We start from the raw sequence: 4682 nt of genomic DNA, 5'->3' as shown, positions 1-4682 counted from the left end.
CGTGTAGGGATGCTGCGCATTGCGAAAGAGATCGCCGGGCGGGCCCTGCTCGACGATCTTGCCTTTCCACACCACGCAGACCTCGTCGCACAGGTGGTTCACCACCGCGAGGTCGTGGCTGATGAGCAGGTAGCTCACGCCGAACTGCTGCTGCAGGTCCTGCATGAGGTTGAGCACCTGGGCCTGCACCGACACGTCGAGCGCGCTCACGGGCTCGTCGGCCACGATGAGCTTGGGCCGCGTGATGAGCGCGCGCGCGATCGCGATGCGCTGGCGCTGCCCGCCCGAGAATTCGTGCGGGTACTTGTCCATGTCGGTGGTGCGCAGGCCCACGGCGGCCAGCGCCTCGGAGGCGCGCTCGCGCTGTTCGGCGCGGCTGGTTTCGGCCAGTGCTTCGAGCGGCTCGGCGACGATGCGCGCCACCGTCTGGCGCGGATCGAGCGAGCCGTACGGGTCCTGGAACACCATCTGGAAATCGCGCCGCGCCGCGCGCAGCTCGCCCTTGGGCAGCCGGTGCAGGTCGCGGCCCAGCATGCGCACGCTGCCCGAGGTGGGCGTGTCGAGCGCCATCACCAGGCGCGCGATGGTCGACTTGCCCGAGCCCGATTCACCGACGATGCCCAGGCTGCGGCCGGCCGCGACGCTGAAGCTCACGCCGTTGAGCGCCTTCACCAGCGGCGGCGGCCCGAAGAGCTTTTCGCGCGGCAGCGCGTAGTGGCGCACGAGGTCCGTCACCTCGAGCAGGGGCTGCGTGCTGGCGGGTTGGTTCATGATTCGAGCGCGCCTTCCGCCGCAATTTCCTCGAGCCGGATGYAGCGCACCGCATGCGCGTGCCGCAGCACGGTCGGCAGCGGCCGCATCGTGTGGCAGGCGTCGACCGTGTACTTGCAGCGGCCCGCGAAGGGGCAGCCCGGCGGCAGGTCGACCAGCTCGGGCACGCTGCCCCGGATGGTGGCCAGGCGAATGCCGCGCGGCGCGCCAAGCGCCGGCCGCGCCGCAAACAGGCCCTGCGTGTAGGGATGCGCGCGCTCGGCAAACACGGTGTCAGTCGGGCCGCTCTCGACCACGCTGCCGCCGTACATCACCAGCATCTTCGAGACGCTCTGGGCGATCACGCCCAGGTCGTGCGAGATCAGGATCAGCGCCATGCCGCGCTCCGCGACCAGGCCCTGGATCAGTTCGAGGATCTGCTTCTGGATGGTGACGTCCAGCGCGGTGGTGGGCTCGTCGGCAATCAGCAGGTCGGGGCCGCAGGCCAGCGCCATGGCAATGCCGATGCGCTGGCGCTGCCCGCCCGAGAACTGGTGCGGATAGGCATCGAGCCGCGAAGCCGCATCGGGAATGCCCACGCGATCGAGCAGCGCCAGCACTTCCTTGCGCGCGTCGGCGCCCGTGAGTCCGCGGTGCAGCCGCAGCGGCTCGCCGACCTGGCGCGCAATGGTGTGCACCGGGTTCAGCGCCGTCATCGGCTCCTGGAAGATCATGCCGATGCGGTTGCCGCGGATCTGGCACATGGCCTTTTCGCCGAGGCCGACGAGCTCGGTGCCGTCGAAGCGGATGCTGCCGCTGACCTTGGCGGTCGATGGCAACAGGCCCATCAGCGACATCACCGTGATCGACTTGCCGCAGCCCGATTCGCCCACGATGCCCAGCGTTTCGCCGCGCTCCAGCGTGAAGCCGATGCCGCGCACGGCCTCGGCGGGGCCGCGCTGCGTTTGCAGTTCGACGTGCAGGTCTTTGACTTCGAGCAGTGGCATATCGCTTAGCGGGCGCGCGCAAGGCGCGGGTCGAGCAGGTCGCGCAGCCCGTCGCCGAGCAGGTTGAGGCCGAGCACCGCCATGGCAATGGCCATGCCGGGGAACACCGCGAGCAGCGGCGACTGGAACATCATGGTCTGCGCCTCGCTCAGCATGCGGCCCCACGAGGGCTGCGGTGGCTGCGTGCCCAGGCCAAGGTAGGAAAGGGCGGCCTCGGCCAGGATGGCAATGGCGAAGCGGATCGTGATCTGCACGATCAGCACGGCCGAGATGTTGGGCAGCACGTGCTGCATCGTGATGGCGAACGAACCCTTGCCGCAGGCCCGCGCGGCGGCCACGTATTCGCGCGACCAGATGGCATTGGCCGAGGCGCGCGTGATGCGTGCAAAGGTCGGGATGTTGTAGATGCCGATCGCGACGATCGCGTTGACGATGCCGGCGCCGAACACCGCCGTCATCATGATGGCCGACAGGATGGCCGGAAACGCGAGCGAGAAATCGGTGAGCCGCATGATCGCTTCCTCGACCCAGCCGCGCCGCGCCGCGGCAAGCAGGCCCAGCGCGGTGCCCACGACAAGGCCGATGCCCACCGCGATCACGCCCACCAGGATGGAGGCGCGCGCCCCCACCAGCAGCAGCGAGGCCACGTCGCGCCCGAAGGTGTCGGTGCCCAGCCAGTGCGCGCCCGAGGGCGGCTTGAGCTTGCTGGCCATGTCCATCTCGTAGGGCGACCAGGGCGTCCACACCAGCGAGAGGGCGGCGGCCAGCAGCAGGAGCAGCGTCAGCACGCCGCCGAGCACGAAGCTGCGGTGCCGGAGCGCGCGGCGCCAGAAGCCCGGCACCTTGAGCGCCGCTGCGCTCGGAACAGTGGTGGCGCTCATATATCGCTCGCCTTGATGCGCGGATCGATCACGGCATAGAGCACGTCGACCACGAAATTCACGATGACCACCAGGGCCGCGAGCAGCATCACGCAGTTGCGCACCACGATCAGGTCGCGGTTGCTGATGGCCTGGAAGATCAGCCGGCCCAGGCCCGGCAGGTAGAACACGTTCTCCACCACGATGGTGCCGGCCAGCAGCTCGGAAAACTGCATGCCCATCACGGTGACCACCGGGATCATCGCGTTGCGCAGCACATGGGTCCAGAGCACCGCGCGCTGCGAAACGCCCTTGGCGCGCGCGGTGCGCACGAAGTCTTCGCGCATCACCTCGAGCACCGCCGAGCGCGTGATGCGCGCGAGGATCGCGGCCTGCACCACCGCCAGCGAAAGAGCCGGCAGCAGCAGCGACTTGAGGCCCGCGAAGATGCCTTCGCCCCAGCCCTCGAAGCCGCCGGCCGAGAACCACTGCAGCTGCACCGAGAACACCAGGATCAGCAGGATCGCGAACCAGAAATTGGGAATGGCGATGCCCACCTGGGTGAGCCCCATCAGGCCCACATCGCCGAGCTTGTTGTGGCGCGCGGCGGCGGTCACGCCCACCAGCAGCGCGAGCACCGTGGTGAAGGCCATCGCGAGCAGCGCGAGCGGCACAGTGAGCGCCAGCCGTTCGAGGATGAGGTCGAGCACCGGCGAGCTGTAGGCGTAGCTGTCGCCCAGGTTGCCGGTCAGAAGGCCCGCGATCCAGTGCCAGTAGCGCGTCCAGGCCGGCTGGTCGAGGCCCAGCTTGGTGGCCAGCGCGGCCACCGCCTCGGGCGCGGCGTCGGGCCCCATGAGCATCTGCGCGGCATTGCCGGGCAGGATCTCGAGAACGAGGAAGACGATGACCGAGGCGCCGATCAACGTAGCGATCAGCGTGGCGAGGCGCTTGAAAATGAACAGGCTCATGGGGCGGGGCGCAGCATAACCCGACTCGTGCAACAACCGTGCCTTGTTCGCGATAATCGGGGCATGGCTCTCATGATCACCGACGAATGCATCAACTGCGATGTCTGCGAGCCCGAGTGCCCGAACGATGCGRTCTACATGGGCGCGGAGTTCTACGAGATCGACCCGCACAAGTGCACCGAATGCGTCGGCCACTTCGACGAGCCGCAGTGCGTGCAGGTATGCCCGGTGGCGTGCATCCCGATCAACCCGGCCCACGTGGAAAGCCGCGAGACGCTCTGGCAGAAGTTCGAGCGGCTCGCCGCGGCCAAGGCAAAGGCCGCGGCTGCCGAGCCGCCCGCGCCCTCAGCCGGCGCTTGAACCGTTGCGCTTTTTCCTGCGGCTTCCGCCTTGCACGGCGGCGGGCCTGTCGTCGGCCGCACCGCTGAAGCGCGGGCTCGACTTGCGGGGTTCGGCGCCGAGTTTTTGGGCGCGTGCCCGCGCGAGCTGTTCGGAAGCCGCGAGCCGGCGTTCGGCCATGGCGGCCTGCCGGGCGTCGTGCGCCGAGCGGCGGCTGCGCTCGTAGGCTTCCCTTTCCTGCGACAGGCGGATGCGCTCGAGCTGGTCGGCGCGCTGCTCGGCGCGGCGCGTGGCGGCATCTGCGGCGCGGCGGTCCGCCTCGGTGCGCGCGTCGTCCAGCGCGAGCTGCTTGCCGCCTTCGCAGGGGCGGTCGGTGTAGGTGTTGCCGCAGCGGTAGGTCGCGGACTTTCCCTGTGCCGCAGCGGGCATCCAGAAAGTGCCGCAGGCCGCCAGAAGCAAGGCGGCACCCATTGCTTTCCTGGTCCTGGTTCTATTTTTCATTTCTTTTTCTCTCCCTTTTCTCTTCTCTCCCGCGCTCTCTCTTTGGCCGGCTGACTAGGCGGTGGCGGGCGTGCCTCCGTCGCCGGGCTCCCGCCGCGGCGGTTTGGGCCGGGGCGGTTTGCTCGTGTGGATGATCAAGGTGGCCTTTTCCATTTCGCCTGCCACCAGCGCGGGCGCCGCGTGCAGCGTGCGCACGATGGCGTCCTCGATGGCTTCGCGCTGCTCACGATGGCGTCCTCGATGGCTTCGCGCTGCTC

Annotated in this window: 6 protein-coding genes and 1 pseudogene; 1 reads left to right on the top strand and 6 read right to left on the bottom strand. The window is 68.9% G+C overall.

Annotation, left to right across the window (positions count from 1 at the left end; all coding sequences use genetic code 11):
* The 4 genes from AC1DOC_RS19925 to AC1DOC_RS19910 all read right to left on the bottom strand — a co-directional run.
* On the bottom strand, positions 1-771 hold a 771-nt coding region (locus AC1DOC_RS19925; protein WP_478130348.1), incomplete at its 3' end, for an ATP-binding cassette domain-containing protein.
* Positions 768-1757 carry an ABC transporter ATP-binding protein gene (locus AC1DOC_RS19920; protein ID WP_478130347.1) on the bottom strand — a complete coding sequence of 330 codons (990 nt, stop codon included), beginning with the start codon at positions 1755-1757 and terminating at the stop codon, positions 768-770. The genes AC1DOC_RS19925 and AC1DOC_RS19920, both read right to left, overlap by 4 nt.
* A 5-nt stretch (positions 1758-1762) precedes the next feature.
* A complete protein-coding gene (locus tag AC1DOC_RS19915) occupies positions 1763-2638 on the bottom strand; it encodes an ABC transporter permease (protein WP_027729550.1) in 876 nt (291 codons plus the stop codon).
* Positions 2635-3585, bottom strand: coding sequence for an ABC transporter permease (locus AC1DOC_RS19910; RefSeq protein WP_015867120.1), 951 nt, complete (start codon positions 3583-3585; stop codon positions 2635-2637). The genes AC1DOC_RS19915 and AC1DOC_RS19910 overlap by 4 nt, the downstream gene beginning before the upstream one ends.
* Before the next feature lie 63 nt (positions 3586-3648).
* Here AC1DOC_RS19910 and AC1DOC_RS19905 point away from each other — a divergent pair, with 63 nt between their 5' ends.
* Positions 3649-3945: a YfhL family 4Fe-4S dicluster ferredoxin gene (locus AC1DOC_RS19905; protein ID WP_478130346.1), complete on the top strand. Its 297-nt coding sequence runs from the start codon at positions 3649-3651 to the stop codon at positions 3943-3945.
* Here the strand turns inward: AC1DOC_RS19905 and AC1DOC_RS19900 are convergent.
* Both AC1DOC_RS19900 and AC1DOC_RS19895 read right to left on the bottom strand, forming a co-directional pair.
* Positions 3931-4395, bottom strand: coding sequence for a hypothetical protein (locus AC1DOC_RS19900; RefSeq protein WP_478079421.1), 465 nt, complete (start codon positions 4393-4395; stop codon positions 3931-3933). The genes AC1DOC_RS19905 and AC1DOC_RS19900 overlap by 15 nt on opposite strands.
* A gap of 84 nt (positions 4396-4479) precedes the next feature.
* Positions 4480-4682: pseudogene (locus AC1DOC_RS19895) on the bottom strand (hypothetical protein); the annotation flags it as partial.

The organism is Variovorax sp. 01T439_2, from assembly GCF_056398445.1.
This window is presented reverse-complemented; position numbering and strand designations above follow the sequence as displayed.